26 protein-coding genes and 3 pseudogenes are annotated in these 25,717 nt (G+C 40.7%); 15 read left to right on the top strand and 14 right to left on the bottom strand.

Annotation, left to right across the window (positions count from 1 at the left end):
• Positions 1–47 precede the first annotated feature (47 nt).
• Positions 48–887 (top strand): prephenate/arogenate dehydrogenase, encoded by an 840-nt coding sequence (locus tag PI95_RS13950; RefSeq protein WP_039747742.1) that lies wholly within the window; start codon positions 48–50, stop codon positions 885–887.
• A 57-nt stretch (positions 888–944) separates the two neighbouring features.
• Positions 945–1,250, top strand: coding sequence for a Uma2 family endonuclease (locus PI95_RS13945; RefSeq protein ID WP_336507213.1), 306 nt, complete (start codon positions 945–947; stop codon positions 1,248–1,250).
• A gap of 15 nt (positions 1,251–1,265) precedes the next feature.
• Here the strand turns inward: PI95_RS13945 and PI95_RS13940 are convergent.
• The 3 genes and pseudogenes from PI95_RS13940 to PI95_RS13930 form a co-directional block, all read right to left on the bottom strand.
• Positions 1,266–1,928 (bottom strand): annotated as a pseudogene (locus PI95_RS13940) (DnaJ C-terminal domain-containing protein); the annotation flags it as partial.
• Between the two features lie 969 nt (positions 1,929–2,897).
• Positions 2,898–3,506, bottom strand: a pseudogene (locus PI95_RS35940) (caspase family protein); the annotation flags it as partial.
• Positions 3,475–3,909, bottom strand: a complete 435-nt coding sequence (locus PI95_RS13930; RefSeq protein ID WP_039747739.1) for a sugar ABC transporter permease — start codon at positions 3,907–3,909, stop codon at positions 3,475–3,477. The gene PI95_RS13930 and the pseudogene PI95_RS35940, both read right to left, overlap by 32 nt.
• Positions 3,910–4,121: 212 nt before the next feature.
• Between PI95_RS13930 and PI95_RS13925 the strand changes: the two genes are divergently transcribed.
• From PI95_RS13925 to PI95_RS13915, 3 genes are all read left to right on the top strand, one after another.
• The gene (locus tag PI95_RS13925) at positions 4,122–5,372 is read left to right on the top strand and encodes an HhoA/HhoB/HtrA family serine endopeptidase (protein ID WP_039747737.1); all 1,251 of its coding nucleotides are present in this window, start codon (positions 4,122–4,124) and stop codon (positions 5,370–5,372) included.
• A gap of 18 nt (positions 5,373–5,390) precedes the next feature.
• Complete coding sequence (locus tag PI95_RS13920) at positions 5,391–5,570, top strand: hypothetical protein (protein ID WP_163518881.1); 180 nt, start codon at positions 5,391–5,393, stop codon at positions 5,568–5,570.
• A 172-nt stretch (positions 5,571–5,742) separates the two neighbouring features.
• The gene (locus PI95_RS13915; RefSeq protein ID WP_052325229.1) at positions 5,743–6,327 is read left to right on the top strand and encodes a DUF1003 domain-containing protein; all 585 of its coding nucleotides are present in this window, start codon (positions 5,743–5,745) and stop codon (positions 6,325–6,327) included.
• A gap of 2,108 nt (positions 6,328–8,435) precedes the next feature.
• On the opposite strand, the gene PI95_RS13910 is transcribed toward PI95_RS13915, so the two are convergent.
• From PI95_RS13910 to PI95_RS13900, 3 genes are all read right to left on the bottom strand, one after another.
• The gene (locus PI95_RS13910) at positions 8,436–9,548 is read right to left on the bottom strand and encodes a sensor histidine kinase (RefSeq protein ID WP_039747734.1); all 1,113 of its coding nucleotides are present in this window, start codon (positions 9,546–9,548) and stop codon (positions 8,436–8,438) included.
• A complete protein-coding gene (locus PI95_RS13905) occupies positions 9,549–10,259 on the bottom strand; it encodes a response regulator transcription factor (protein WP_039747732.1) in 711 nt (236 codons plus the stop codon).
• Positions 10,260–10,395: 136 nt separating this feature from the next.
• On the bottom strand, positions 10,396–11,082 hold the full coding sequence (locus PI95_RS13900) for a LabA-like NYN domain-containing protein (RefSeq protein WP_039747730.1): 687 nt from the start codon (positions 11,080–11,082) through the stop codon (positions 10,396–10,398).
• Positions 11,083–11,980: 898 nt separating this feature from the next.
• On the opposite strand from PI95_RS13900, the gene PI95_RS13895 reads away from it, so the two are divergent.
• Both PI95_RS13895 and PI95_RS13890 read left to right on the top strand, forming a co-directional pair.
• Positions 11,981–12,211, top strand: a complete 231-nt coding sequence (locus PI95_RS13895) for a hypothetical protein (protein WP_163518880.1) — start codon at positions 11,981–11,983, stop codon at positions 12,209–12,211.
• A gap of 357 nt (positions 12,212–12,568) precedes the next feature.
• A complete protein-coding gene (locus PI95_RS13890; RefSeq protein WP_089127712.1) occupies positions 12,569–12,769 on the top strand; it encodes a hypothetical protein in 201 nt (66 codons plus the stop codon).
• 106 nt (positions 12,770–12,875) lie between these two features.
• Here PI95_RS13890 and PI95_RS13885 read toward each other — a convergent pair whose 3' ends face one another.
• Positions 12,876–13,403, bottom strand: coding sequence for an SH3 domain-containing protein (locus tag PI95_RS13885; protein WP_039747727.1), 528 nt, complete (start codon positions 13,401–13,403; stop codon positions 12,876–12,878).
• Between the two features lie 150 nt (positions 13,404–13,553).
• Here PI95_RS13885 and PI95_RS13880 point away from each other — a divergent pair, with 150 nt between their 5' ends.
• Both PI95_RS13880 and PI95_RS13875 read left to right on the top strand, forming a co-directional pair.
• A complete protein-coding gene (locus PI95_RS13880) occupies positions 13,554–14,009 on the top strand; it encodes an endonuclease domain-containing protein (protein WP_163518879.1) in 456 nt (151 codons plus the stop codon).
• 183 nt (positions 14,010–14,192) lie between these two features.
• Positions 14,193–14,534, top strand: a complete 342-nt coding sequence (locus PI95_RS13875) for a hypothetical protein (RefSeq protein ID WP_163518878.1) — start codon at positions 14,193–14,195, stop codon at positions 14,532–14,534.
• Here PI95_RS13875 and PI95_RS13870 read toward each other — a convergent pair.
• From PI95_RS13870 to PI95_RS13855, 4 genes are all read right to left on the bottom strand, one after another.
• The gene (locus PI95_RS13870) at positions 14,531–15,316 is read right to left on the bottom strand and encodes a hypothetical protein (protein WP_039747723.1); all 786 of its coding nucleotides are present in this window, start codon (positions 15,314–15,316) and stop codon (positions 14,531–14,533) included. The genes PI95_RS13875 and PI95_RS13870 overlap by 4 nt on opposite strands.
• A 43-nt stretch (positions 15,317–15,359) precedes the next feature.
• The gene (locus PI95_RS13865; protein WP_039747721.1) at positions 15,360–15,734 is read right to left on the bottom strand and encodes a transposase; all 375 of its coding nucleotides are present in this window, start codon (positions 15,732–15,734) and stop codon (positions 15,360–15,362) included.
• Between the two features lie 191 nt (positions 15,735–15,925).
• Positions 15,926–17,434: a UbiD family decarboxylase gene (locus PI95_RS13860; protein WP_039747720.1), complete on the bottom strand. Its 1,509-nt coding sequence runs from the start codon at positions 17,432–17,434 to the stop codon at positions 15,926–15,928.
• A gap of 113 nt (positions 17,435–17,547) precedes the next feature.
• Positions 17,548–17,694 carry a hypothetical protein gene (locus tag PI95_RS13855; protein ID WP_163518877.1) on the bottom strand — a complete coding sequence of 49 codons (147 nt, stop codon included), beginning with the start codon at positions 17,692–17,694 and terminating at the stop codon, positions 17,548–17,550.
• A 111-nt stretch (positions 17,695–17,805) separates the two neighbouring features.
• Between PI95_RS13855 and PI95_RS13850 the strand changes: the two genes are divergently transcribed.
• Positions 17,806–18,492 carry a MotA/TolQ/ExbB proton channel family protein gene (locus PI95_RS13850; RefSeq protein WP_039747718.1) on the top strand — a complete coding sequence of 229 codons (687 nt, stop codon included), beginning with the start codon at positions 17,806–17,808 and terminating at the stop codon, positions 18,490–18,492.
• 7 nt (positions 18,493–18,499) lie between these two features.
• On the opposite strand, the gene PI95_RS13845 is transcribed toward PI95_RS13850, so the two are convergent.
• Positions 18,500–18,808, bottom strand: coding sequence for a hypothetical protein (locus PI95_RS13845; RefSeq protein ID WP_163518876.1), 309 nt, complete (start codon positions 18,806–18,808; stop codon positions 18,500–18,502).
• A 191-nt stretch (positions 18,809–18,999) separates the two neighbouring features.
• Between PI95_RS13845 and PI95_RS13840 the strand changes: the two genes are divergently transcribed.
• Positions 19,000–19,617, top strand: a complete 618-nt coding sequence (locus PI95_RS13840; protein WP_163518875.1) for an IS607 family transposase — start codon at positions 19,000–19,002, stop codon at positions 19,615–19,617.
• The gene (locus PI95_RS13835; RefSeq protein WP_236117061.1) at positions 19,541–20,767 is read left to right on the top strand and encodes an RNA-guided endonuclease InsQ/TnpB family protein; all 1,227 of its coding nucleotides are present in this window, start codon (positions 19,541–19,543) and stop codon (positions 20,765–20,767) included. Before PI95_RS13840 ends, PI95_RS13835 begins: the two co-directional genes overlap by 77 nt.
• A gap of 41 nt (positions 20,768–20,808) precedes the next feature.
• On the opposite strand, the gene PI95_RS13830 is transcribed toward PI95_RS13835, so the two are convergent.
• Positions 20,809–21,252, bottom strand: coding sequence for a hypothetical protein (locus tag PI95_RS13830; protein ID WP_236117058.1), 444 nt, complete (start codon positions 21,250–21,252; stop codon positions 20,809–20,811).
• Positions 21,253–21,289: 37 nt separating this feature from the next.
• A pseudogene (locus PI95_RS13825) lies at positions 21,290–21,985 on the bottom strand (chlorophyll a/b binding light-harvesting protein); the annotation flags it as partial.
• Positions 21,986–22,337: 352 nt separating this feature from the next.
• Here PI95_RS13825 and pstS point away from each other — a divergent pair.
• The 3 genes from pstS (at position 22,338) to pstA (ending at position 25,628) form a co-directional block, all read left to right on the top strand.
• Entirely contained in the window at positions 22,338–23,375 is a 1,038-nt protein-coding gene (gene pstS, locus PI95_RS13820; RefSeq protein ID WP_039747710.1) for a phosphate ABC transporter substrate-binding protein PstS, read from the top strand.
• Between the two features lie 306 nt (positions 23,376–23,681).
• Complete coding sequence (pstC, locus tag PI95_RS13815; protein ID WP_039747708.1) at positions 23,682–24,659, top strand: phosphate ABC transporter permease subunit PstC; 978 nt, start codon at positions 23,682–23,684, stop codon at positions 24,657–24,659.
• A gap of 93 nt (positions 24,660–24,752) precedes the next feature.
• A complete protein-coding gene (gene pstA / locus PI95_RS13810) occupies positions 24,753–25,628 on the top strand; it encodes a phosphate ABC transporter permease PstA (protein ID WP_039748849.1) in 876 nt (291 codons plus the stop codon).
• Positions 25,629–25,717 lie beyond the last annotated feature (89 nt).

Below are 25,717 nucleotides of genomic sequence, written 5' to 3'. Positions count from 1 at the left end.
TAGTTGGTATATGTAGAAATTATGTAAAAGCAATGTGAAAATCACAGATGAACATTGGTATTTTAGGATTGGGATTGATCGGTGGTTCTTTGGGTTGGGATTTGCGATCGCAAGGACATCATGTTTTAGGAGTCAGCCGTCGTGAATCGACTTGTGAAAGAGCGATCGCCCTCGGTAGTGTTTCCGAGGCTTCAGTTGACTTGAGCCTGCTGTCAAAAGCAGATGTGGTATTTATTTGCACACCTCTAGGGCTTATTATTCCCAAATTTGAGGAATTAATTGCTTATTTGTCGCCTTCTACAATTGTTACTGATGTCGGTTCGGTGAAAGCACCGATAGTGAAAGCGCTTTCTCCACTTTGGGATAATTTTATTGGCGGACATCCAATGGCAGGAAACACAGACAACGGGATAGAAGCGCGAGAAAGTAATTTATTTGTCAATAAGCCTTATGTGTTAACACCGATATCGACAACGCCAGCTTATGCGATTGAAGTTGTCGAGAAAATTGTGCGATCGCTTAATGCTAATATCTATTATTGTCAGCCAGAACAACACGACCGCGCCGTTAGTTGGATTTCTCATTTACCAGTCATGGTCAGTGGTTCCTTGATTGCTGCTTGCATGAGTGAAACTGACTCAGAGGTATTAGAATTAGCCCAAAAATTTGCAAGTTCCGGCTTTAAAGATACAAGCCGCGTCGGTGGTGGAAATCCCGAATTAGGCTTAATGATGGCACGATATAATCGGCAAGCATTGCTTAATTCCCTGCAACAATATCGCCACAATCTCGACGATTTAATTAACTTAATTGACCAAGAAGATTGGACAGCCTTAGAAGAAAAGCTGAACTTAAATCACAAAGCGCGACCTGATTTTCTTGAATAATCTTACTGTAGTCGGCGCTTCAGCGCTGAAGCGCCGACTACAAAAGTTTTTTTACTTATTGAAGTAGCTGATTCTAGTCTGAGATACGATCGCGAAGTGAAAGCGATCGCTTATGCCAAATCAGGTATTGCTGATTACTGGATTTTAGATGTAAATCAGCGTAAACTGCATGTATATCGCTTACCAAGTTCAGATGGTTATCAAAGTGAGACGATACTTTCGTTTATATGTGACGATTTCACCGCTGGCATTTGGTGCTACAGCGATCGCTCCACGGCAATTATTACGACCTGCAAGTTAAGATCAGGCGATCGCTCTTTTCACTCAACCAGTAGCGTGGCTTTTTTGATTTTTGGGCACTAGTACAAATTAGGTAACAATTTGAACGGTGATCAGATGGTCACCCCGACTTGTGGGATTTCCCAAATGAGGTACACCGCGATTTTTCAGCTTCATTACCGCATTCGGCTGGGTTCCAGGTGGAATGATCAGTTCCACTGAAGAACCATCTATCGTATTTACCTGCAAACGGCAGCCTGAAGTCGCTTGCAATTGGCTAATTTTGATATTTGAGAGGATATTAATGCCATCGCGCTGGAATTCCGCGTCCTCATTCACAAATAAATAGATGTACAAATCCCCAGAAGGTTTACCATATTGACCTGCATCCCCTTCATTTGCTACTCGCAAGCGCATCCTATTATCCACCCCAGCAGGAATAGTAATTTTCAGTTTCTTTGTTACTTGATTTGCGCCTTTGCCGTCGCAAGCATTACACTTATCTTTAATTACCATTCCCGTACCATTACAAGTGAAACAAGTCGAAACTTGAATAAAGCTGCCAAAAGGTGTTCTGGTGACGCGACGTTTTTGACCCGAACCGCTACAAGTCGAACAAGTCCGGGGGCGAGTTCCTGATTTTGAACCAGATCCGCTACAGATATCACAAGTTTCTGTATGCGAAATGCGAATTTCTTTTTCACCGCCAAATATCGCTTCCCAAAAATCCAGTTTCAAGTCTAACTTTAAGTCGTCTCCCCGAACTATTATTTTTTCCTGCTGTTGGTTTAATCTTTTTGATTCCTGTTGTTGCCGCTCATACTCGGCTTCTTTTGGGGCAAGCACTCGTTGTTTTATAGAGGCTATATCTTCATCTCCTAACCCTAAAAACTGTTGAAAGTTTTGTAATACAGTGTAAGCAAAGTCATCTAACGGATACCCAGCTTTGAGCGCATTACACAATTCCTGTTCATAACGGTGCAGCTTATGCTCGTATTTGGCTTTTTGCTGCTGTTGCTGACGCTCATACTCAGCTTGTTTTGGGACAAGCACTTGTTGTTCTATAGAGGCTATATCTTCATCTCCTAATCCTAAAAACTGTTGAAAGTTTTTTAATCCATCGCGGACAAATTCATCTAACGGATACCCAGCTTTAAGGGCATTAAACAATTCCTGTTCATAACGTTGTAGTTTATTTTCGTATTCAGCTTTTTGTTGGGCAAGCACTCGTTTTAATTGCTGGCGCTCATATTCAGCTTGTTTTTGGGCAAGCACTCGTTGTTTTATAGAACTTATATCTTCATCCCGTAGTACTAAATATTTCTGATATTCTTGTAAATCTTGTTCAACCGCCTGGTTAAAGGGATATTCTTCATTTATTGTTGCCTCCTGTAGCGCCCGCTCATACTCATCACGCTTACGCTCATACTCTCGATAGGGTTGCAATACCTCTTCTTCAATTATTGCTGCTTCTCCTAGAGATAACCGTAACTCATCCCGCTTCAAGTCTATAATTCTACGTGCAAAGATAGAAAACTTACCTTGATTTTGTTTTGCACGACTTTCTACTTCCTTACGATATTTTACCTTTGGGTCATCTTTATGCGACTTTGCCAGTAAAATCTTACTACCTTCCTCTACAGGATAAAACTTAGGAGTCATTGCCGGAGCCGCTTCTTGCACCTTGCTGCTAGCATACTCATGCAGTTCATCAACGGAAATCCAGCCATCTCCATCTTTATCAGCCGCACCTTTTTCAATCCCTTCTACCAGATAGCGGGTGTAAATAGATAGTTCTGAACCTTCTTGCTCAAAAGAGTACTGCGTAGAAGTAGAAGAAGTGAGAATTGCCCTTCCCTTACCGCCTAGCTGCTCTTGCACATTTACGCTATTATCATCCTTGACGGTCATGCCTTGGGCGATCGCTCCACTAAAACAACAATCCAGGATAATTACAATTCTTTGAGAGCGGCTATCGTTCATATTATCGTGCAAAACACTACCTGCGACGGCTGAGGGTGTTACTAGCTTGCCATTTAGTTTTTTAGTAGTGCAAGTTGACAGATGAAGCTTACCTCTGTCATCTTTAATTCCATGCCCAGAAAAGTAAAATAGCAGCAAGTCATGTTTCTGGCGATTGTGAAATAGATTAAAGATCGCATCTTCTATATCCTGCCGTTGAGGATTTTTCAGCATCGTAATATCTGCCTCGGTAAAGTTCCCCATTTCTGGGTTTACTAAAACTCGCTGCATCGCTTCGACATCTTTGACAGCACATGGTAGCGGGTTGAAATCAAGCTCATATTCACTAACCCCGATTAGTAGTGCTATCTTCGCCATCTTTACTGTTTGATGTATTCTTGGTATTGTTGAGAAAATCCTGCGCTTGCTGCATGGCGAATTCAAACTCTTTGCGACTACCCGCTTCTAAGTTGAGTTCTCTACCATCAGGAGTTTTAAGTGCCAGCTTAATTGGTTTGTTGCCGAAGCGATCGCTCAAAAATCCAAACAAAGCTTTTATATTGGCTGGCTTTACTTCTGCACTTAACACCCCTAACAAAAAGGTACCCAAAGCCTTTGCACTTCGCGGGGTTTCTGTAACTGCCACTAAATCTGCTTGTTCTACCCCATCCACTTCTCTAACTTGCGGTAGCAAATTTTCTACTTCTGCTTGCAACTCCTGGTCATCTAAATCCGGGTCTGATAAGGAAATTGTCACCTGAAGATTAGATGTGGTTGCCATATAAATCGCCTAAATAGTTTCAGTAGCTTCTCTAATAAATTGTATAGGTTATTCTGGTATATCTAAGGAATATCCGGGTAAAAAGCTCTTAACTATATTAAAAAACTATAAATAACCGTTTTCACATCGATGCCACAGTCCTGACACAGGAACGTCATAATGTATATCTAGATTGGGACTATATCTAGATAACCTTATATCTTTCCAGACAAATGCAAAACCAGCCACAAGACAAAGATAAATTTAACACTTATTCTCAAAAAACCCCTAACGCTGCACCTTGGAAGAAAACAGCTTTTAATCTATCGTTGGTGCTGCTGGGATCGGGTATGACATTTGCCGGCGGTTATTTGGCGTCGCACCAGCAGGACATATCTCAAAGCGCATCTAAGTTGGCAGTGAGTCCGGTAAATGCTGCCCCTCCTTTACCTGCTTCCACAGATCCTAACTTTATCACCGGGGTTGTGCAAAACGTCGGTACAGCGGTGGTACGAATTGAGGCTTCCCGGACTGTAAAAACCCAGTTACCAGAAGAATTTAACGATCCAGCTTTCCGACGCTTCTTTGGATCTCAACTACCAACTTCACCAGAAAATCGGGTACAACGGGGTACAGGCTCTGGTTTCATTATCGGTGCTGATGGTCGCATTTTGACCAATGCCCATGTGGTAGATGGTGCAGATAAGGTGAAGGTAATACTCAAAGATGGGCGCAGCTTCCAAGGTAAGGTGATGGGTAAAGATGAGTTAACAGATGTCGCTGTTGTCAAGATTCAAGCCGAAAATTTGCCAACATTGAAATTGGGTAACTCAGACCAGCTACAACCAGGACAATGGGCGATCGCGATCGGTAATCCCCTTGGTCTTGACAATACCGTAACTACCGGCATCATCAGCGCTACCGGACGCACTAGCAATCAAATTGGCGCACCCGATCGCCGAGTACAATATATTCAAACAGATGCCGCAATTAACCCAGGTAACTCTGGCGGACCTCTGCTAAATGCCCGTGGCGAGGTAATTGGCATGAATACTGCTATAATTCAAGGAGCGCAAGGACTAGGTTTTGCGATTCCCATCAACACAGCGCAACGCATTTCCAATCAACTCATAAGTACAGGTAAAGTACAACATCCTTATTTGGGAATTCAGATGCAGGCTTTGACACCTGAGTTAAAGCAAAACATCAACTCAGATCCCAATAGCGGTTTGACCGTGAATGAAGATAAAGGTGTGTTAGTGGTTAAAGTTGTGCCTAATTCACCAGCTGCAACATCGGGAATACGTGCTGGTGATGTGATCCAAAAACTAAATGGTCAATCAGTTGCCGATTCTGCCAGCATACAACAGGCAGTAGAAAATAGTCAAATCGGCACTGATGTGCGCCTAGAATTGCGTCGCAACGGGCAGAAAATCAACTTATCTGTGCGTCCTGGTGCTTTCCCTGAGCAACAAGCGCAATAGGTTTTTGCAAGGGACAAGGTGACAAGGGGACAAGGGGACAAGGAGACAAGGGGGACAAGGGAGACAAGGGGACAAGGGGACAAGGTGACAAGGGGACAAGGGGACAAGGTGACAATTCTTTCTCCCCATCTCCTTGTCTCCCCATCCCCCCATCCCCCCCTCTCCCCACTCCCCCCCTCTATAAATTTCCTGGGATAGGCATGTTTTGCCTGTCCCTATTTTTTTCTATGCTGTAAGTGATTAATAAACCTCTTGCACTCATTCTATAAATGCACTATGAGTGTGTAAAGGAATGCATTTTCTTTCATACCCCTTTCCCCTTTCCCCTTTCCCCTTTCCCCTTTCCCCTTCCCCTTACAGGTGTTGAGCTATGCGTCAGCCAAAATGGATGCGTCCTCGCGTTAGTAAAGAAGAATTTCAGATGCTGCAACGGTTGCGCGATCGCCAGCCAGCACGACACCCTCCTAAGAGTAAGATGACGATGGGCGATCGCGTGGCTGATACTGTGGCTTCTACAGTTGGCTCTTGGCGATTTATCATCATTCAAAGTATCCTGCTCTCGTTGTGGATTACTCTGAACGTTATTGCCACAATTCAGCATTGGGACCCTTATCCCTTCATTTTGCTTAACCTGATGCTGTCATTTCAAGCAGCATACACCGCACCAATTATCATGATGAGTCAAAATCGGCAGTCTAACATTGATCGAGAGCGTTCTGAACATGACTATCAGGTGAATGTGAAAGCCGAACTAGAAGTTGAGCTGCTGCAAGATAAAATGAATATTTTGCGGGAAGTGGAAATTGTCGAGTTGACGCAGTTGGTGAAAGACCAGCAACAGCGACTGCAACGAATGGAAGAATTATTATTACAGAGATTAGATGCAATTACAGCATCTAAAGATGAAAATAATCTTAATTCTTCGCGATCGCACCAGGAATCAAGTCCTGATTGAATTGTGCTTTTATTAAAAAGCGATCGCGCTTATAAATGCAATCGCGATCGCTTTTATCGTTATTGATGCTTTTTTAGGTAACGCATAAATCAGGATGGTAGATGCCTAGACTGTCTCGTTACGGCTTCCAGGCTGAGTAGTGACGTGAACGTAAATACTCACTGTAAAATTACGAAAAGCAAGTTGGTCTAATTTTCGGCTAAAGATGAGGCGAGGGGGAAAGTAAAATAAACAGATGTAGTTGCCACTTCCAACTTGACTGAATATTGGCTTGATCTATTATCACTATTCTCTGATCTGTCCCCATTTAATGACGCACTTATCACGTCCGCTTAATCCCTAGATAAAGGAGTGAAAATTTCGGCAATGATATTGTGTCAAACGCAGAAATTTATACCACAACACAAATGAATGCATTCAACTCAGATAGAACGAAACACTAAACGCAAACGCTGCTAATATCACAGGAAACACAGCACTAAACTCTAATTCCCGTGTTTTAATCATTTGTAGACAATTCAGGGGAAGAAGTAGAGGCCATAATGCAGTCGAGATAAAAAACATTACCAAAGATAAAAACTTATCTTCTGGCGAAGAACTGGGATGACGTAAGGTAAATCTCAGCCAATTGCTAAAAAAATAGCAGGTCATCAACAGGTAACTAATAACTAAAGCTAATTGAATCTTATGCACTGTTAGCACTCCTAATTGTATTTAATATTTACCAAAAATGATTTTGAGGAAATTATTACACGATTTTGTCGGGGGACATTCATATGTTTGAACAGCGGTAGTTAATTTTTGAGTTTGATCTCAATGATACATTTTTCAATAAGATAAATGTTAGTAGAAAACCTAATACATATAAATCAGTACTTACACTTATTTTGTTATATTACTCAATTGGCTAGCAATTATACTGATGATTTTAACTAGCTCAATCTTGTTATTATCAAAATTTTAAAGTGTTTCTGGCAGAAAATTTATCTACTGTTAGTCTAATTTAAACAAAGTACTGCTACATATTTTGTTAAATTACTGCGTGTATAAAAATTTTTATACGGGTAGCAGATAAACTTAAGTAAAAATTTTCCTTAATTGCCCTTGTCAGTAATCGCCAATCAGGGTTTGATTTTCACAGGCTGCACTTTGTTCATATACAAACAAATATATGGTTTTGTTTATTGCTCTCGGTTTTCGTAGTCTTACTGTGAAAAATAGTTAGATACAATTGATGAAACAATCCGATTAACAAGGTGTGTGGCTTCTAAAATAGTGTTTTATATTTTTTATTTTTTGGTATAAAATACTCGTAGATTCGCTTTTGTTGATAAGTTTCCAGCATAACTAAAAAAACAAATCCATGTTGCCATTTTGGCACTTTAATAAAAGTATAAAGTTTGACATTTGTCTGAATAAAAATGCTGATTACAAGTTGAATGCAGCTTGTAGCACCAAAAATGATTATCAAATGTGTATATAAATATTCGCAACAATATTAAAAACGAGAATTATTTTTGACAAGAAAGCGAAAATGCGCCATCACATGATGACGCAAGGCAATGAAGTTTATCAGATATGGTGGGTTTCACAAACGATAGACAAAAATGGACAGCCTTCACGACTAGGGTATCGTTGGGTATCGCGGATCTAAAAAACAAGGAACCGTCTCATTTTTGTCCAGGTTCAGTCCAAGGGAGTGATGGAAAAAAGGTATTATGAGTTACTTACCTGGAACGATCTTGCGGAAACAGGTAAGCGATCGCTGCACAACCAAATAAAGTTAGTACACTAACAAAAAATCCAGCAAAGAAAAAAGTAGACATATTGAGAAAGGGTGTATGTTAATTGAAAAATAGATTACACAATGAAAGTCTGTTATACTGAGTTTCTACCGAGCAAGAGGAAATAAAGCGTAACATGCAGCTTCGTTTTTTGTGCTAAGATTTGGCTTATAATGACAGAATTACGCATAAAGTAGTAATTACCTCTAATATTTGTGAGAAGTTAGAAGCATTATTTTCTATACTTTCAAGCTAGCAACTGGATATGACGTGACTGTGGCTAGCTTGTGTCAATAAGTTGTATCGTCAAATATATTTGCAGCGTCAAGCTAAAGGCAGCGAAAAACGAAACGTACTCCCAGACCCGAGTTCGCTTTCTACCTCAATTTGACCGCTTTGCAGTTCCACCAAACTGCGGGAGATAGTTAAACCAATACCAGTTCCTCCAGAATAGCGATCGCGTGAAGTATCGGTTCGCCAAAAGCGCTCAAACACATGAGGTAAATCGGATGCGGCAATCCCAATACCTGTATCAATAACTGCAATCCAAAGTTTTGATTCTTCAGTCCAAACACGAATAATAATCGAACCTGTAGGAGTATAACGCACCGCATTCCCCAGCAAATTGACCAAAATTTGTTCTGTGCGGTCAATATCCGCCAAAACAAAAGGCAACTGTAAGGGACATTCTAAACGCAGAACTGGACCATCTTCTAGCAACTGGTCGGCAAATTTCTCTACTAATGACTCTAATAACGGACGCAGATTCATTGGTTGGATATTAACTGGCAAATAACCAGCTTCTGCTTTAGAAAGTTCTTGCAAATCGTTGACTAACCTTTCTAAACGCTTAGTTTCTTTTGTTAACCGTTGATAAATCTCAGGAGTCGGCTTAATTCCGCCATCGGCAAGTTCTTCTAAGTAACCGCGCACAACTGTTAGAGGTGTCCGCAGTTCATGGGTCATGTCTTGAATTAATTCTCGGCGTCGCGCTTCTACTCCTTCCAAACTTGCTGCCATTCGGTTAAAAGAAGCACTCAGTCGATTTAGTTCGGGGACACCAGATAAAGGTAGTCTTTCATCAAGCTGACCGGCAGCAATCTTTTGAGTAATTTGTTCAATTTCCGTCAACTGCTGCATAATTCGTTTAGAAACCCAGTAACTCAATCCCCCAGCAGCTGTAGTCCCCACCAAGACTGACCAGAGAGTACTTCGTCGCCAAGCAATTTCAAATCCATCAACCAAATCAGTACGGACATCGATTAAGTTGATACCTCGATGTTCTAGTTTTTCTAAGTGCAGGACAAAAAAGCGGGGTGAAGAAACTTTGCTGATGATGACGAGACTAGCTACCCCCACCATCATCACTACTAAGTGGGAGAAAAATAGGCGCGATGCCAAAGGCAAAGATTTCGTTTTCCTGGAGCTTATTTTCATCTAAACCACAGGGGCATCTTCAAATTTATAGCCTACCCCAACAACAGTTTTAATAAAACTAGGGTGAGCAAGGTCAGGCTCAATTTTTTTCCGCAAGCGAGCAACATGAGTATCTACCACCCGCTCATCACCAAAAAAGTTATCACCCCAAAGTTTGTCAATTAGCTGGCTGCGGTTCCAAACTCGACCCGGATTGCTGACAAAGGTGCTTAATAAGTTAAATTCTAAGGTAGTTAAGTCCAAAATTTCCAATTCCTGAGAATTTTTTTGGCGGCTGGCGGTGCGCTGCTCTACATCTACGATAAAATTTTGTGTACGGTACACCTGATTTTGTCCCCCTTGGCGGAGACTGCGCCGTAATAATGCTCTGACTCTAGCAACTAACTCTCTAGGGCTGAATGGTTTTACCATGTAGTCATCAGCACCAGTAGATAAGCCAATTACGCGATCGATTTCCTCGCCTTTGGCGGTGAGCATTAAAATATAAGGATCTTTTGCACCAGGTTTCTGACGAATTCTGGCACAAACTTCCAGCCCATCCAAACCAGGAATCATTAAATCTAGGATGATTAAATCTGGTGGTTGCTCTTGAAACATCCTTAAGGCATTTATACCATCGCGACTAATGCGACAGGAAAATCCTTCTTTTTCTAAAGAAAGTTGGATTAATTGAGCGATTTCTAGTTCATCTTCAACAATTAAAATGTCCATCTGGCTACAGAGAGATTTCCCCGGTTGTCATTTTACTAGGGAAAACGCTCAAGCTGCAATTTTGGTAAACCGGGACGCGTGAAATTTTTGAGTCAGAGTGATTTTATTGCCGACGGTGGCAATCGTTGATTGCTTCTTAAAGGCTGGAGTTTGAGAGCGATCGATAATTATAGCCAGAATGAGGATCTTTTTGAATATATTGTTTAATGCTATCAAGGTCAATGAAGCAGTCAGCAACATCAATCAAGCTGTCGCTACTGATTCCGCGCAAGCTGACGACTTCAACCCGAACTCCTTTGTAGCTCAAAGCATTAACCGCGTAAGCCAAATCTCCATGCCCACCGACTAAGACCGCAGTATCGTAGTAGGGTGATAAAGTTATCATATCTACAGCAATTTCTACATCCAGATTTGATTTTTTAGAACCATCCGGAAGCGAAATTAGCTCTTTGGTGACTACGCGATAACCATTGCGACGCATCCAGAAGAGAAAACCCTGTTGCTTGTCATTGCCGCGCTCCATTCCACTGTAAAAGAAAGCACGTAATAATCTTGCATCTTGAGTCAAATGGCAGAGTAATTTAGCATAGTCAATTTCAATGCCGAGTTGCAAAGCTGTATGAAATAAGTTTGAGCCATCAATAAAAATCGCCACTCGACCGCGATTTGAGCTATTGCAAATCAATTGGTCAGCTGAAGTATTTGGTTTATTGGTATTTTCACTTTCGACACCAGTGTTCATAAGGCGTTGCCCTTGCCTACGTGGTTTCTCCTTAAGTATTTTATCTTGATTTGTTTCTTTGTTAAAAGTAGTAATAGTCATTGATACCTCTATATTTTAAATCGGGAATGTTTTTTAGGCGAATTGGCATTCTTCTAATCTATGGGTTTGTTCTCACTTTAATAGCAAATTGTCTTCAGCAACTAAGGAAAGATCCTAAAGTCCACAGTCAAGAAAAAATAACATTAATTCTTAACTTTTTTCAGCAGAAAAAGCAACTTATCTGCTTCTAATTTTATTCTACCTTCCTTCATTACTTATTGCTTTCATGCATAACTTCTGTTAATAAACAGTTAATAAATAACTAATGTATTCTGCACGAAAGTTAAATGTGCAACAGATTATTATGAGAATAAGATTACATTTTCTCACGTTGATTTCTCAGGTAATTTCCAACTTGGCAGCAAAGTATGAAGAATCATTTGCAAAAAATATTTAGTTAAGAAAGTTAGGAAATGTCCAATTTATGTCTCCAAAAATTGTTTTTTTGTCAAATCAAGGCAAAAAGAGGGTTTTTATAATGATAATTACCGTTATATAATACCGTTTGATGCTGATGCTAGCTATAAAGAAGAAAAAGGTTTGTAATCTACGGCTTTATTGCCGTAGATTAAATGACGAATGCCGAGTCTAGCCCAGGCAACACAGCTCAAAGCGGAGTATATACACAAAAATTTACTGGTGTCAAGCTTTAATTGAGTATCTAAAGTGGTATTTTTCTATTCGTTATAAAAGTTACAACAAAAAAAATGAATAATTTCTCTAGATTAACAAAACTATGTAAAATAAATGTTGACTGATTCGAGTCGAAAGCTTTTTTGAGGCGGGTGCAAGGGTGTAAGGCGAAGATTAGCAAGGCGATTAGGGTTTCATTAAAGATAGACAAGAATGGCACAAGCGTTCGTTTTAAAGATCCGCTTGGACCAACGATACCCTAGTCGTGAAGGCTGTCCATTCTTGTCCGGAGTTAGCCCAAGGGCAGAAAAACCTGCACGCCACAGACACAAACTTAGGCGAGACGACAATTCGCATTGCCTCAAGTAGCATCAAGTACCAAGCAAAAAGTGCAGCACAATCCATTAAGCGGCATTTTCGTTGTCAAGCTGTATCGTTTGATTGTGCCAATTTTCAGTTTGTAGTTGCCTGTAGCAGGATAAAGCTTTGTTTGTAGCGAACGTTAAAAGCTACTAAATTGCAGAGATTATCCGATTATTTTCATTATCGCATAAATCTTTGCAATGCTTAATCAAAATTTTTCGTAAATATTTATACGAAACAATCATTACATTTACTCTATATTTATCATTGAGTCTTCAATTAAGAAGTTGCCTTTACAAATCTTTATAAAAAATCAAAGCTTTCCTCACAAGTTCCTCAAATTTGATAGTTATTCTGAAAAAAGAGCTAAGTACGTGGACTTAAATGAAGTGAATATTTAACTTTATTTCAACCAACTTACTTAATTTGCTGCATAGGCGATCGCTCTAATTTAGAATTCACACCTTTATTATTAGAAGTTTGACAAATCATGAATAACTGTCCTTGCTGTTCTGGATTACTTTTGCGACATATACGTGGTTCCGAAGTTTACTACTTTTGCCGCAACTGCTGGCAAACAATGCCAGCACTGGATTTTGAAAGGCACAATTTATCGCCAGATTTGGTATCGAGTTTATCAAAAAAACGTTTCCGAGGAGAACTCGGTAATGCGGGTGTTGCTTTGTGTTAAAGAAAATTAATCGGTTAACATGTTTAGATAATTTGCGTTGTATTATTTGAGGAATATTCCTTCTAGCCCCCTCATTGTTGGCTTTGAGGGGGTGAGGATTTGAATTTTAAGAACAACTGGTAAGGGCTGCACCACATTGGTCAAGCCTAGCCAACCAACCCTTAATACCTTTATATTCGACTTGCGCCCATTGTCCCTGACAGCCCAATAATTTAACACTGGTATTAGCGGGAACTCTGCCTAATTTACGACTTGTTGGATTGGTGCTGGTGTAAATATTTACGCCATTTGTATTGTAGCCCCGCGTCGATATGCCTAAGTTTGGTAAATATGCCCAACCAGTTCCTTTAAAACCGCTACCTATATTTTTTATCTGTGCCCAACTTCCGGAAGTAGCGATGATTTGAACTGTCTCGTTACCAGGTACTTTTCCTAAAATTCTGTTATTGGAACTTGCGCCATTCCGCACATTTAATCCTTGGGGATCTTTGTCGGTGACATAAACAGAAATATCACACTTTTGTTGCTTGGTTGCTTGGGCGAAAACTATTTGATTAGCTATAGCAGTATTGGCGATCGCACTCATAAAACTGATTGCTAATCCGATTGTTAGCTTTGATGCTTGATTTTTCACTTTTGTGTCCTAATTTCTTCATGACAATACCAAAATTATGCATGATAGAAGAGCTTTGTCATTTTCAGGGGCACGTAGGGGTGCGATGGTATTTTAGTTCCGTTGTGCTGGGAACAATAAAAAAATGTTCATTACTCTAACCACCAGCCAATGACTCAACATCAAAACCCCAAGCCAAACCCTCTAAACAACTCCAATCCCCCCTCCCCGCAAGCGGGGAGGGGGTTAGGGGGTGGGGTTCCGGTGCCTTGGCAAACCCCGCCAGAACTCTGGGAGAAACTCAAGCCACTAGCGCGACAGATGCGATGTGAACCTACCCCAGCCGAAAAGCTGCTTTGGCAAAAGTTGAGACAAAAGCAACTTTTGGGGTTCAAGTTTCGCCGTCAACACGCAATTGACCGTTTTCTTGTGGATTTTTATTGTGCGGAAGCGCAGTTAGTTGTGGAGGTGGATGGGGGAATTCACGACTATACGCAAGAGGAAGATGCAATCCGTCAAGAATTTTTGGAATCTTTGGGGTTGCGAGTGGTGCGGTTTAGGAATGAGGATGTTTTACTCTTGATTGAGGGGGTGTTGGAGGGGATTGCAGTTTGGTTGCATAGATAGAACCCCACCCCCAACCCCCTCCCCGCAAGCGAGGAGGGGGCTAAGGATGCGATGGTGAGAGGGTTTTTTGGGGTTTTTGGGGGGTGCAAACAGACACTCTTGACAATACTTCAGGCTTTCTAATTTTACCTTTAACTAAACGCATAAATAAACTAGTGTCCTAGTTAGCGGTAGTGACTTTCTATGAGGCAATCAATAATATTTTATGTAGATAATTTTATAGAAAAAATCATAATACTGGATTTCCAAATGACAGAGCAGACCCTATTTCAATCTTATAAAGATTACTTACTGAAGCTACAAAAATTTTTTGAGAAGGAAAAGCAAAATTTTATCCAAATCAAAACTCCAAATAAAGATAGCGATTATGAAAAGATAGTAAAGGAGGCAAATCAGAAAGCAATCGCTCAACTAGATGCCGCTATTCAACAAATATCTAAATTTGTAGAAACCTTAGAAGTGGAAAAGCAACGTAAAATTCAAATTGCCCGTGATAATCGCCCTTCAAAACAAAGCAAAAGTTAGGGTAGGCTACGAATTAAATAATCAAAATAATTTTTTAGTTCCTCTTGTGAATCTAGAGACAAGTTACTTTCAGGAATTTTGTCATTGATAAGAAATTGGAGTGCTTTCTTATAATCGCTGCTGTCTAACACATGGTGACTAGCTAACTCATTTACTAATTCATCAATGTAATCAGTATCGCAAATTTCAAGAAGAGATTCTTGAATTCCATGCAGGTAGTCATTGAGATGTGAATATAATTTCTCTTTGATATCCTTGTTGGTAATAAATTTATCGGATAAAGCATGTTGGACTGCTTCCTCTGCCAATCGTTCTCTACGATCTTTTAGCCATTTTCCAGCCTTTTTGCTAGCATCCGATCTTTTTGTTAATGCTCTGAGTTCCTCTTCAAAAAATTTTTTCTGGTCTAACAGCCTTTTTTTTTCTATTGGATCTTTACTTTGTTTTATCAGAGAATCAAAATACTTGAATATTTGCTTGGATAATAAGTCGTTAATTTTCTCATTATTCTGTGACTTTCTAAGAGCAAGAATTGCGGCAATTCCAGATAGTAAACTACCAAAGGCAGCAATAGCAGCAATAAGTTGCGAATCCTGTTTAGGTTCAACGCTAGATGATGTTTGATTTTGGCTTGCAGTATTACTTAGAGATAAAGTTGGAATAGCAGTTGGAGAAGATATTTGAGCATAGATAAATTTGTTGGCGTTCAGTAACCAAAGCAGAAAAATTACAGCTACTGGCAAAGATTTCAACCATACAACCAGTTTATTTTGTTTTTTCATAGATGCAATTTCCTTTTAAAATACAGTGTTTGGTATATCTAATCTAAACTTCATAAAGCTTGATCAATGCTTGAACTAATCCTGGTTCCTCATCCATCGCTTTCCGAATACGCTCAATCATGTAGCAGGCTGTATTCTTATTAACCCCAATTTCTTTGGCTAGCTGACGCACAGTGATACCCTTCGGTGAATTCAACACAAGGTCAATCGCTACAAACCACTTTTGTAATTCTACATGAGTTTTGTGAAAAAGAGTACCTACTGTAACACTATATGAAATGTAGCAAGCATTACAATGATATCTGCGCTCATTATTGTATGCAGTAGCGTTGGTTGATTCACAATAAGGACACTTTGGCTTTCCACTCCAGCGAATTTGCTCAAGCAGGGCAAGACAATCTTCGTGATTTTGTGACATCGTTATACCCAGAATTCTGTGTATAACGATGTAAAAAATTAATATTTAGTGTTGTTACAGATTGTATCAAATCCCAAATAAAAAGCCAAAATAATTAAACTTGGCATTGTGTAAGTATATACTTAACGAAAATTTAAAAAATATTTCATAGCCCCCTCCTCGCTTGCGGGGAGGGGGTTGGGGGTGGGGTTCTACCTCATATCGTACCCGAATAAATTCGGATCAACTTCTCCTAATTGCAAATCTGCTAAACCATATTCTGCCCATCGTCTTTCTACCATCGCTGCTATATCTGCATCCGATTCTAAAGGTGCCCCCCATTCATGTTCGGTTTCTGGGGGAATCTTCGTAGTAGCATCAATTCCCATTCTTCCGCCTAAACCGATTTTTTCGCTGGCAAAATCTAAAGTATCAAAAGGCGTATTCGGTAAAATAAATACGTCCCGTGTAGGATCTACTTTAGAACTAATTGCCCACACGACTTGACGCGGATCGCGAATATTTATATCTTTATCGACAACAATCACAAATTTGGTGTATGTGAATTGTGGCAAAGCACTCCAAAACGCTAAAGCTGCCCGTCGCGCTTGTCCGGGATATGCTTTATCAATAGATATAATTGCCGCTTTGTAAGATAGCGCTTCCATTGGTAAGAAGAAGTCAACAATTTCTGAGACTTGTTGCCGTAAAATCGGGGTGTAAATGCGATTGAGTGCGATCGCCATCATTGCTTCTTCTTTGGGTGGACGACCGCTAAATGTTGTTAAGTAAATCGGATCTTTGCGGTGTGTTATGCATTGAAAGCGAATTAACGGCGAATCTTCTACACCACCGTAATATCCCATATGATCGCCAAAGGGACCATCAGGTAAAACTTCCCCTGGTGTAATTGTTCCTTCCAGCACAAATTCTGAATCTGCGGGAACTTCCAAATCTACGGTTTTACACTTCGCCAAACTTACCCCAGAACCGCCGTAAAGTCCAGCAAACAGCCATTCTGATAAGTCTACCGGAATCGGCGTGGCAGCTGCCATGATAATTAAAGGATCTACCCCCAGAGCGATCGCTACTTCTAATTTTTGACCACGTTCGGCAGCTTTTCGCAAATGTCTTGCCCCACCCCGCACCGATAACCAATGAACTGTCATCGTGTTCGGAGATTGCAGTTGCAAGCGATACACACCGACATTCGGCGTACCTGTCTCACAATCCTTTGTAATTACCAGCCCCAGCGTGATAATTTTGCCAGCATCACCGACATAGGGACGTATCAACGGTAACTTATTTAAATCCAACTCGTCGCCTTGGATGACAACTTGCTGACAAGCAGGGAAAAAGTCCCGTCCCGGTTTCGCTTTCAGGACATCAAACAGCACTTTACCAAAGTCTATCGCTTGGGAAATCTTCTTTGGCGGCTTTGGTTGTTGCAGCATCGCTAACTTTTTCCCCAAATCCTCCAACTCTAGGGGATGCTGCATATTCATTGCCCAGCATATCCTTTCCACTGTTCCCATCAAATTCACCGCTACTGCAAACGGTGAACCTTTGACATTCTCAAATAACAGTCCCGGACCACCCTTTTGCAGCATTCGGTTAGAAATTTCCGCAATTTCTAAATCTGGGTCAACTAAAGCAGAAATCCGCTTTAATTGTCCCTTTTCTTCTAAAATTTTAATGAATCCCCGTAAATCTCTTGCCATTGTTTATAGTAAATAAATGTAAAGCACTCTTTATATTATTAGTTATTTGTTAGTTGTTGGTGGTTGGTGGGAGCGTTGTTGGTTGCTGGTTGTTAGTGGTTAGTTGCTGGTTGTTAGTTGCTGGTTGTTAGTTGCTGGTTGTTAGTGGTTAGTTGTTGGTTGTTGGTTGTTTCCATGCCCCCTGCCCCCTGCCCCCTGCCCCCTGCCCCCTGCCCAATGCCCAATGCCCAATGCCCAATGCCCAATGCCCAATGCCCCATGCCCAAATGCCCTATAATTTATTATTTTTTAACGATCGCAAACAAAATATTCAGGTATCCTAGCCGGAATCTGCATTAATTTTTACAACCATTGTGCCTAGTTAATTAAATATGACGAGAATATATGACATTTTACTGGCAGGCGGTTTTGTTATGTTTCCCCTGTTGGTTTTATCTGTTGTTACGTTTGGCTGTGCTGTAGAACGCTGTTGGTTCTGGTTTAAGCTAATTATCCAAGAAAAACAGATAGTGCAGGAAGTGTTGAGTGCAGCTCGGTTAGACTTAGAAAAGGCAGAAGCGATCGCATCTCGTTCTCAAGGTTTAGCGATTGGTCGCTTTTTGTTAGCACCGCTAAGACTGCGGAAAGCTTCTCCAGAAATCTTTCACCTGGCAATCAAAGCATCATCTGATAAAGAATGTGTCGAGATGTATAAAGGTGATAAAGTGCTGGAAAGCGTGATGGCGATCGCTCCACTACTGGGTATATTAGGCACATCAGCCGGTCTATTCACCACCTTCCAACATTTAAGAACTGGTCAGGTAAGCAGTGTTCATCTGTCTGCGGTTGCAAGTGGTATCGCTCAAGCGCTGATTGCGTCTGCAACTGGGATGAGTGTAGCGATTCTGGCTTTGGTGTTTTTGCGAATTTTTATAATTGTGCGATCGCGCCAAATGAACTATTTTTCTCAAGTAGGTAGCGAACTCGAACTAATTTATCTTGAATTTTGGCATGAATCTTCAACAGCCGATGTAAGCATTCAAGAAGTTAGCGAAAAGTCAAATAGTAAAGAAGAGTAATTATGAGTTATTTATACGAAACGTTGCGATCGCCTCGATAAAAAATCATCATCAAAAAGCGAATGCCACCGTTATGAGTACGCAATCTACTTAAATTATTAAGCGATCGGGCTTTTTGTTTACCGAATCTATTGAAATGAGTGCGCGATCTACTGAAATGAGTAAGCAAAAAGGCATTTGACTTACTCAAAAAGGCATTTGACTTACTCATTTTAGTGTTTTCCGCAAGCAAAAAGGCATTTGACTTACTCAAAATGGCATTTGACTTACTCATTTTAGTGTTTTCCGCAAGCAAAATGGCATTTGACTTACTCATTTTAGTGTTTTCCGCAAGCAAAATGGCATTTGACTTACTCAAAATGGTGTTTTCCGCAAGCAATAGCGATCGCCTTGATAAAAAATCATCATAAAAAAGCGATCGCTCTGTGCTGCTGATACTAAATAATGAAATCGTTGGACAAATCCGGACATCGTGCTAGGATATCAATGTAGTCTAAAATTGTTGCGATGTCCGATAAATATGTATCACCAGCAGATGCAGCTAGAACTCTTGGGGTTAATGAACGAACCCTGCGACGTTGGGAAAAAGAAGAGAAAATCACGGCAATCCGTACTGTCGGAGGTCAAAGACGTTACGACATCACAGCATTTACAACTAAACCTGTTCGATGCACCGTTATCTACGCCAGAGTCTCAAGTCCTAAACAGCGAGAAGACTTACAGCGTCAATGTGATTATCTCGAATCTAAATACCCTAACTCAGAAATTATCGCAGAAATTGGAGGAGGTCTTAACTACAAAAGAAAGAAGTTTCTCGCCTTATTGGAGCGAGTTATGCAAGGAGATATCGAGCGTATTGTTATCGCGTATAAAGACCGACTTGCAAGATTTGGTTTCGATTTCTTCGCCTGGCTCTGTTCCCTTAACTCTTGCGAAATCGTGGTTCTCAACCAAGTTGAATTATCTCCCGAACGTGAAATGGTTGAAGACATCCTTGCCATCCTCCACTGCTTTAGCGCCCGACTCTACGGACTTAGAAAATACAAATCTGAAATCTCTAAAGATAAGAATTTACCCAGAGCCGAAACTCCATCAAATCTGGAAAAAATGGCTCGCGGCAACTAAATATTGTTATAACGAAGCAATAGCATATCTTAGAAAACATGGTAAGGTTTCTAAGTACGATTTAAGGAAATTAATCCTTAAAAACACTCCTCAATGGGTACAGGAAGTGCCTTACAATCCGAAAGGTGAAGCAGTTATTGATGCTTACGATGCGTTTGTGAAGAGTAGAAAACAAGGTACTAAGCAGAGTGAGGCAGGTAGATTTAGAAGTTGGAAAGATGCAAAACGTGCTATTAAGTTTCAGCCTGAGAATTATTCCAACGCAACATGGTATTCTACGTTTGTAAAAGGCTTAAGCTTTGAAGCTTCAGAGCCATTGCCATCAAAGGATATAGAGTATCAGGCTAAACACAAAGATAAGTCATTCAAGCTTCGTGTTCGCAAACAAACATGGGAACAATCTACTCAGCTTGTTTATGATAAAAAGCGTTGGTTTGCAGTGTTCCCAGTTGAGTTTATACCTCAACTTTCGGACAAACAGACAATGATTGCTCTTGACCCAGGCGTGCGTTCTTTCTTGACGGGATTTGACGGGGATAAATTTATAGATATTGGTAATAACGACATAGCCAAGATATATAGATTGTGCCGTTTTATTGATGGATTAATTTCTCAAAAGTCAAAGCTAAAAGGACGAGCAAATAAACGTCAAAGACAGAGAACACAATCTAAAATTGATAGTTTATTTATTCGTGTTCGTAATTTGATTGATGAATGCCACAAGAAAGTTGCTAAATGGTTGACTACGGAGTACAGATTAATCTTCCTTCCGACTTTTGAGACTTCCCAAATGGTAGCCAAGACAGGAAATAAAAAAAGAAAGATTAATTGTAAAACTGTGCGCCAAATGCTTAGATGGTCGCATTTTAGATTTAAACAAACATTAAAGTTCCAAGCATTAAAGCGTGGTTGTACCGTGATGGATGTAACCGAGGAATACACCTCAAAAACTTGCACATCTTGCGGACACGTTCACTTATTATTAGGGAGTTCTAAGAAGTTTAAATGTCCTAAATGTGGACACAAACTTCCTAGAGATTGGAACGGCGCTTTGGGGATTTTCCTCAAGGCATTGCGAGATATTGCCGAGTTAGGGGCTTCGGTTTCTAGCACGCTATGTCCGGAGAAATCCGCTGATTACCGGGCTTGAAGTATCTGAACGCACCATTTCTGTTATTTCTGCTTTTTTGCTTAAACTTTCAACAAAGAACAAACTGAATCCAACTGACGTAGAGATTGCCAGAAGTCGAGAATCTGTTCTGCAACGATTTCCGGCTCGAATAAGTGAAAAAAATGCCGTCCTTTTTGACATTCCCAATAGCGATCGCCCTCCATCAAAAACGGTCGCCATCCTTGCAGGGCATCGCGTTCTACAATGATATCGTCAGTGCTACCACAAACCATTAAGGGCACAGGGACTGGACAAGGAGGCACGCTTAACCGTTTAAATAGCGAGTGAGGTGAGAGCGAGCAATTCTTATCTTGCTCCAAAATACTTTCTAGACGCTTGACGGTGTGTTCATTCTGATAGCCAAATAAGTTGTACACCATCGCAGTCAGAATCTTTTGGTGACTCAAGAAAGGGAGATGGGTATAGTAATGAGCTTGCCAGTCAAGAGCTGCATCAGCACCCACAGCTAATAAAGTTAAAGATTTAACTTTTTCTGGATATCATAGCTTTAATCGGACCATAGAAAACTTCAGGATAGACGGTGTTATTGACCGACGCAAAGTATGCCGCCAAAAAGCCCATGTATGCTACAGCACCAATGCTGTAAGACAGATACGCTTCTCCTGAGTAAATCAAAATTCGGCGTGCCCAGGCAAACGGCTTAGTCAAAATGTGGAAAATACCACCGCCAATTAACATCAAACCAACCCAGATATGACCGCCGACAACATCTTCTAAGTTATCAACAGCTGCCATTCCCTCTGGTCCCCAAGCCCCAAACAGATAGCCAAAGATGCGGACAGGGTTGAGCGTTGGATGATTAATTACCCTTACATTTCCACCCCCAGCTACCCAAGGGTCAAACACTCCACCCCAAAACATCGCCTTGGCAACCAAAGCCAAAGCACCTAAACCTAAAAGCGTTAGGTGAATGCCTAGGATTGTTGTCATCTTGTCTTTATCTTTCCAGTCGTAGCCAAAAAAGCCAGCCCAAGTAGGATTGTCTTCTAACACCTCTGGTCCTAGCAGGGAGTGGTAAATACCACCGGCTGCCAGAATAACTGAAGGGATTAGATGCAAGACGCTGATTACGAAGTAGGGATAGGTGCTAATCACTTGCCCACCAGCACCAACACCAAAACCAAGAGTCGCTAGATGAGGCAGCAGAATTAATCCTTGAAAATAGGGCTGCATGGGAGGCAGTCGCTTGGGCGAACTGGCGTTGTTAGGGTCAAGAAAAGAAAAATTGTCATCCAACGCTTGTAGGCGATCGCTTTGAAGAGCAAGATTGCACTATGAGTAAAGAAAGGGTGCTTGGTTATTAAGGAAGGGTTTTTTATTATTTTTTATCATTTCCAGATTTCAATTTTTAGGAAAAAATAATAATTGTATTTTAGAAAACAATTAATCACTAATTTGATACCAAAAACTAAAGTTAACTATTATTTAATAAGTACTTAAACCTTACTTAAAGTCTTGATCGGTATAAACGATGTAATTTTATTTCTGGTTGTATCTTAACAATACCATTTCCAGAATACGAGGTAATATGATTTTTTCTATCAGCTCCTTGAATCGTGCTGTTACTACTTCATTGGTAACAGTAGCTGTTGCATTTAGTCCAATTTTTGGGGCGATCGCTTCTGCTGTAACTTTAAATGGTGCGGGAGCAACCTTTCCGGCACCGCTTTATGAAAAATATGCCCGTGAAGTTACAAAAACCATCCCAGACTTAAAAATTAACTATCAAGCAATTGGTAGCGGTGGTGGTGTCAACCAAACAATCGCCGGCACAGTTGACTTTGGTGCAAGCGATGCAGCAATGAGCGATGCAGAAATAGCTAAAGTCAAGCAAGGTGTCATTTTAGTACCTACCGCAGGTGGTGCAGTTTCCGTTGTTTACAACGCTCCTGGTGTTAATAACTTAAAATTGTCTCGTACTACACTTCCAGCAATTTTTTCTGGTCAAATTACTAAATGGAACGACCCGAAAATCAAAGCTGATAATCCAGGAGTTAATCTCCCAAATAAACCAATTAAAACTGTTGTTCGTGCCGATGGTAGCGGTACAACCTTCATTTTTACAGACCATTTAAGCGCTATTAATCCTTATTTTAAAGGCAGAATTGGTGTTAGCAAATCGCCAAAATGGTTGACAAATAGCCTCAAAGGAAAAGGAAACCCAGGTGTAGCTGCAATAGTAGCTCGCACTCCCGGTTCTATTGGTTATGTTGAATATCAATTCGCTAAATCAGCCAACCTGAAATCAGCAGAAGTGCAAAACAAAGCGGGACAATTTATTGCTCCTTCTTTACAGACTGCAAATGCAGCTTTATCAAATGTGCAATTTCCTAGCAATTACCGCGTTTTCGTAGCAGATCCAGGACAAGGTTATCCCATCGTGGGAATGACTTGGATTATGGTTTACAAAAGCTATAAAGACCCAGCTAAAGCGAAAGCTGTCAAAAGCTTGGTTCAGTGGATTCTTACAAAAGGTCAAGATATCAACGATGACCTTAACTATACCCGCATTCCTAGTGGTGTAGCAGGTCAAGTGATTAATACTGTTAACAGCAATGTTAAATAGTTTGTAATTTGCAGATATATCTCGGTAGAGAATAAACCCTCTACCGAGGAACTCAAAAAATAACGGCGTTGCTGATTATAAGTATGAATTTACCTCACGCAAAGGCAAGCCAGCGCGTTGCGGTGAGTCCACTCGGCGGTTGCCTGTACCGTCCCGTCGAAGTGGCGAACCCGAAGGGGGGTTGGAGGAGTTTGAGGCGACTGGCGCGCAAAGAGTAAGAGATTGAAATAGTCGATTTTTAAATTTCATACTCGAATTCAGCAACGCCAAAATAACATTTATGTAGTCAAGCTATATTAATTATCTATGGCAAATGTATCCGAAGAAGTTCCTAATCCAGTAAATATTGATCTTGATATTACAAATAAAAAAGGGGAAAATTTATCTATAGATGATGGGTTTATATGGCTAGTTCGTAGCTTTGCTTTTTTGACAGTTGCCCTGCTGTTTTGGATAAGTTGGGTAATTTTTGACAAAGCTCGCCCAGCGATCGCTAAATTTGGATTAGGATTTTTCTGGGGCAAAGATTGGGATGTACCCAATGAAATTTATGGTGCTTTGCCTTATATTTATGGGACAATAATCAGTAGCGCCCTTTCTTTGCTCCTCGCCGTACCGATAGGATTGGCAGTAGCTTTAGTTACAAGCGAAGATTTTCTGCCAAATTGGGTGCGATCGCCTATAGCGTTTGTTGTCGAACTCATCGCTGCCATTCCCAGCGTCATCATTGGATTGTGGGGAATTTACGTTTTAATTCCGTTCCTCACACCCTTGCAGGACTGGTTATACGATAAATTTCAAGTTATACCCCTATTTAACACTCAAGCCTCAGGTCCGAGCATGTTGATCGCAGGTATCATCTTGGCTATCATGATTTTGCCCACGATGGCAGCAATTAGTCGAGATGTCTTGTTAGTAGTTCCCCGTGAATTGCGAACCGGATCTATGGCTTTGGGTTCCACCCGCTGGGAAACAATTTTTAGAGTATTGCTACCCTCAGGTGCTTCTGGAATCGTCGGTGCAGCGATGTTGGCTTTAGGGCGAGCTTTGGGTGAGACAATGGCTGTAACTATGGTAATCGGTAACTCTTCAGTTATCAGTTCTTCCTTACTCGACCCTGGTTACTCAATTCCTGCCGTATTAGCTAATGAATTCCCGGAAGCAGCAAGCGCATTGCACATTGGCTCTTTAACTTATTTAGCTTTGATTTTATTCGCTTTAACTTTAGCCGTGAATATTGGTGCCGTTATGTTGGTGCAGTTACTTGGTGTAAAGAAAAAATAGGGAATGGGGAATGGGGAATGGGGAATGGGGAAAAAGAAAAAACAATTACCAATTACCAATTACCAATTACCAATTACCAATGCCCAAAATCTTATGAGTAGCTATCAAGAATCAGAAATAAATGAATCATTAGCAAAAGAATTATGTAGTCCTTTACAAGGTAAGCGGCTATTCTTTGACTATGGAATGACAGTTATTGCATTTGCTTTGGCAACTTTAGCGTTGATTCCTTTGCTGTCAGTTGTCTGGGAAATTATCACGCGAGGACTTTCTGGATTGAAACCGGAAATGTTCTTTAAAGAAGTGATTGATAACGGCTTTGCTAATGCGATTGTCGGAACTTTGGTAATGGTGGCGATCGCTTCTTTAATTAGCATTCCCTGCGGAGTGATGACAGGTATCTTTTTATCAGAGTTTGGTCAAGGTTCTAAAATTGCAAGTGGTGTTCGTTTTATCACCACTATTTTGACTGGCGTGCCTTCGATTGTTGTGGGAGTATTTGCTTATGGTGTGATAGTTTTGGTACAGAAACAATTTAGTGCTTTAGCTGGTGGTTTTGCTTTAGCCGTCATCATGTTGCCGATTGTCGTACTCACCACCGAAGAAGCTTTAAAACTGATTCCCGTTCCCCAACGTCTCGCTTCCGCTGCCTTGGGAGGTAATCGTCTGCAAACTACTTTTCGCGTCGTCGTTGCCGCTGCATTACCAGGTATTACCACTGGTGTTTTATTAGGTGTATCTCGCGCTGCGGGTGAAACAGCACCGTTAATTTTTACTGCTTTATTTAGTCAATATTGGTCAGAAAGTTTATCTAGTCCCACAGCTTCTTTATCGGTATTAATTTTTAATTTGTACAACGACCCCTCACCAGAAAAAACAGCATTAGTTTGGACTGCTTCTATCATTTTACTCAGTCTTGTATTGTTGATCAGTCTTTTATCTCGCATATTTATTCGTCGGAAAAAGTAGAGACGTTCCATTGGAACGTCTGTACGATAAGCGCAGTAGAGACGTTCCACCGGAACGTCTATACGAGAATTATTTACGTTTTATTTCAC

Source organism: Hassallia byssoidea VB512170 (genome assembly GCF_000817785.2).
In the GTDB taxonomy this organism is placed as follows: Bacteria; Cyanobacteriota; Cyanobacteriia; order Cyanobacteriales; family Nostocaceae; genus Hassallia; species Hassallia carrinoi.
The sequence above is the reverse complement of the archived record's forward strand: the minus strand, read 5'-3'. Positions and strand labels throughout refer to the sequence as shown.

Excerpts from the sequence above, each read along its gene's own strand:
- PI95_RS13950 (WP_039747742.1), top strand. The coding sequence starts at position 48 with ATGAACATTGGTATTTTAGGATTGGGATTGATCGGTGGTTCTTTGGGT.
- PI95_RS13930 (WP_039747739.1), bottom strand. The coding sequence starts at position 3,909 with ATGGCAACCACATCTAATCTTCAGGTGACAATTTCCTTATCAGACCCG.
- PI95_RS13925 (WP_039747737.1), top strand. The coding sequence starts at position 4,122 with ATGCAAAACCAGCCACAAGACAAAGATAAATTTAACACTTATTCTCAA.
- PI95_RS13915 (WP_052325229.1), top strand. The coding sequence starts at position 5,743 with ATGCGTCAGCCAAAATGGATGCGTCCTCGCGTTAGTAAAGAAGAATTT.
- PI95_RS13910 (WP_039747734.1), bottom strand. The coding sequence starts at position 9,548 with ATGAAAATAAGCTCCAGGAAAACGAAATCTTTGCCTTTGGCATCGCGC.
- PI95_RS13905 (WP_039747732.1), bottom strand. The coding sequence starts at position 10,259 with ATGGACATTTTAATTGTTGAAGATGAACTAGAAATCGCTCAATTAATC.
- PI95_RS13900 (WP_039747730.1), bottom strand. The coding sequence starts at position 11,082 with ATGACTATTACTACTTTTAACAAAGAAACAAATCAAGATAAAATACTT.
- PI95_RS13890 (WP_089127712.1), top strand. The coding sequence starts at position 12,569 with ATGAATAACTGTCCTTGCTGTTCTGGATTACTTTTGCGACATATACGT.
- PI95_RS13880 (WP_163518879.1), top strand. The coding sequence starts at position 13,554 with ATGACTCAACATCAAAACCCCAAGCCAAACCCTCTAAACAACTCCAAT.
- PI95_RS13875 (WP_163518878.1), top strand. The coding sequence starts at position 14,193 with ATGAGGCAATCAATAATATTTTATGTAGATAATTTTATAGAAAAAATC.
- PI95_RS13870 (WP_039747723.1), bottom strand. The coding sequence starts at position 15,316 with ATGAAAAAACAAAATAAACTGGTTGTATGGTTGAAATCTTTGCCAGTA.
- PI95_RS13865 (WP_039747721.1), bottom strand. The coding sequence starts at position 15,734 with ATGTCACAAAATCACGAAGATTGTCTTGCCCTGCTTGAGCAAATTCGC.
- PI95_RS13860 (WP_039747720.1), bottom strand. The coding sequence starts at position 17,434 with ATGGCAAGAGATTTACGGGGATTCATTAAAATTTTAGAAGAAAAGGGA.
- PI95_RS13855 (WP_163518877.1), bottom strand. The coding sequence starts at position 17,694 with ATGGGGCATTGGGCATTGGGCATTGGGCATTGGGCATTGGGCATTGGG.
- PI95_RS13850 (WP_039747718.1), top strand. The coding sequence starts at position 17,806 with ATGACGAGAATATATGACATTTTACTGGCAGGCGGTTTTGTTATGTTT.
- PI95_RS13845 (WP_163518876.1), bottom strand. The coding sequence starts at position 18,808 with ATGAGTAAGTCAAATGCCATTTTGCTTGCGGAAAACACTAAAATGAGT.
- PI95_RS13840 (WP_163518875.1), top strand. The coding sequence starts at position 19,000 with ATGTCCGATAAATATGTATCACCAGCAGATGCAGCTAGAACTCTTGGG.
- pstS (WP_039747710.1), top strand. The coding sequence starts at position 22,338 with ATGATTTTTTCTATCAGCTCCTTGAATCGTGCTGTTACTACTTCATTG.
- pstC (WP_039747708.1), top strand. The coding sequence starts at position 23,682 with ATGGCAAATGTATCCGAAGAAGTTCCTAATCCAGTAAATATTGATCTT.
- pstA (WP_039748849.1), top strand. The coding sequence starts at position 24,753 with ATGAGTAGCTATCAAGAATCAGAAATAAATGAATCATTAGCAAAAGAA.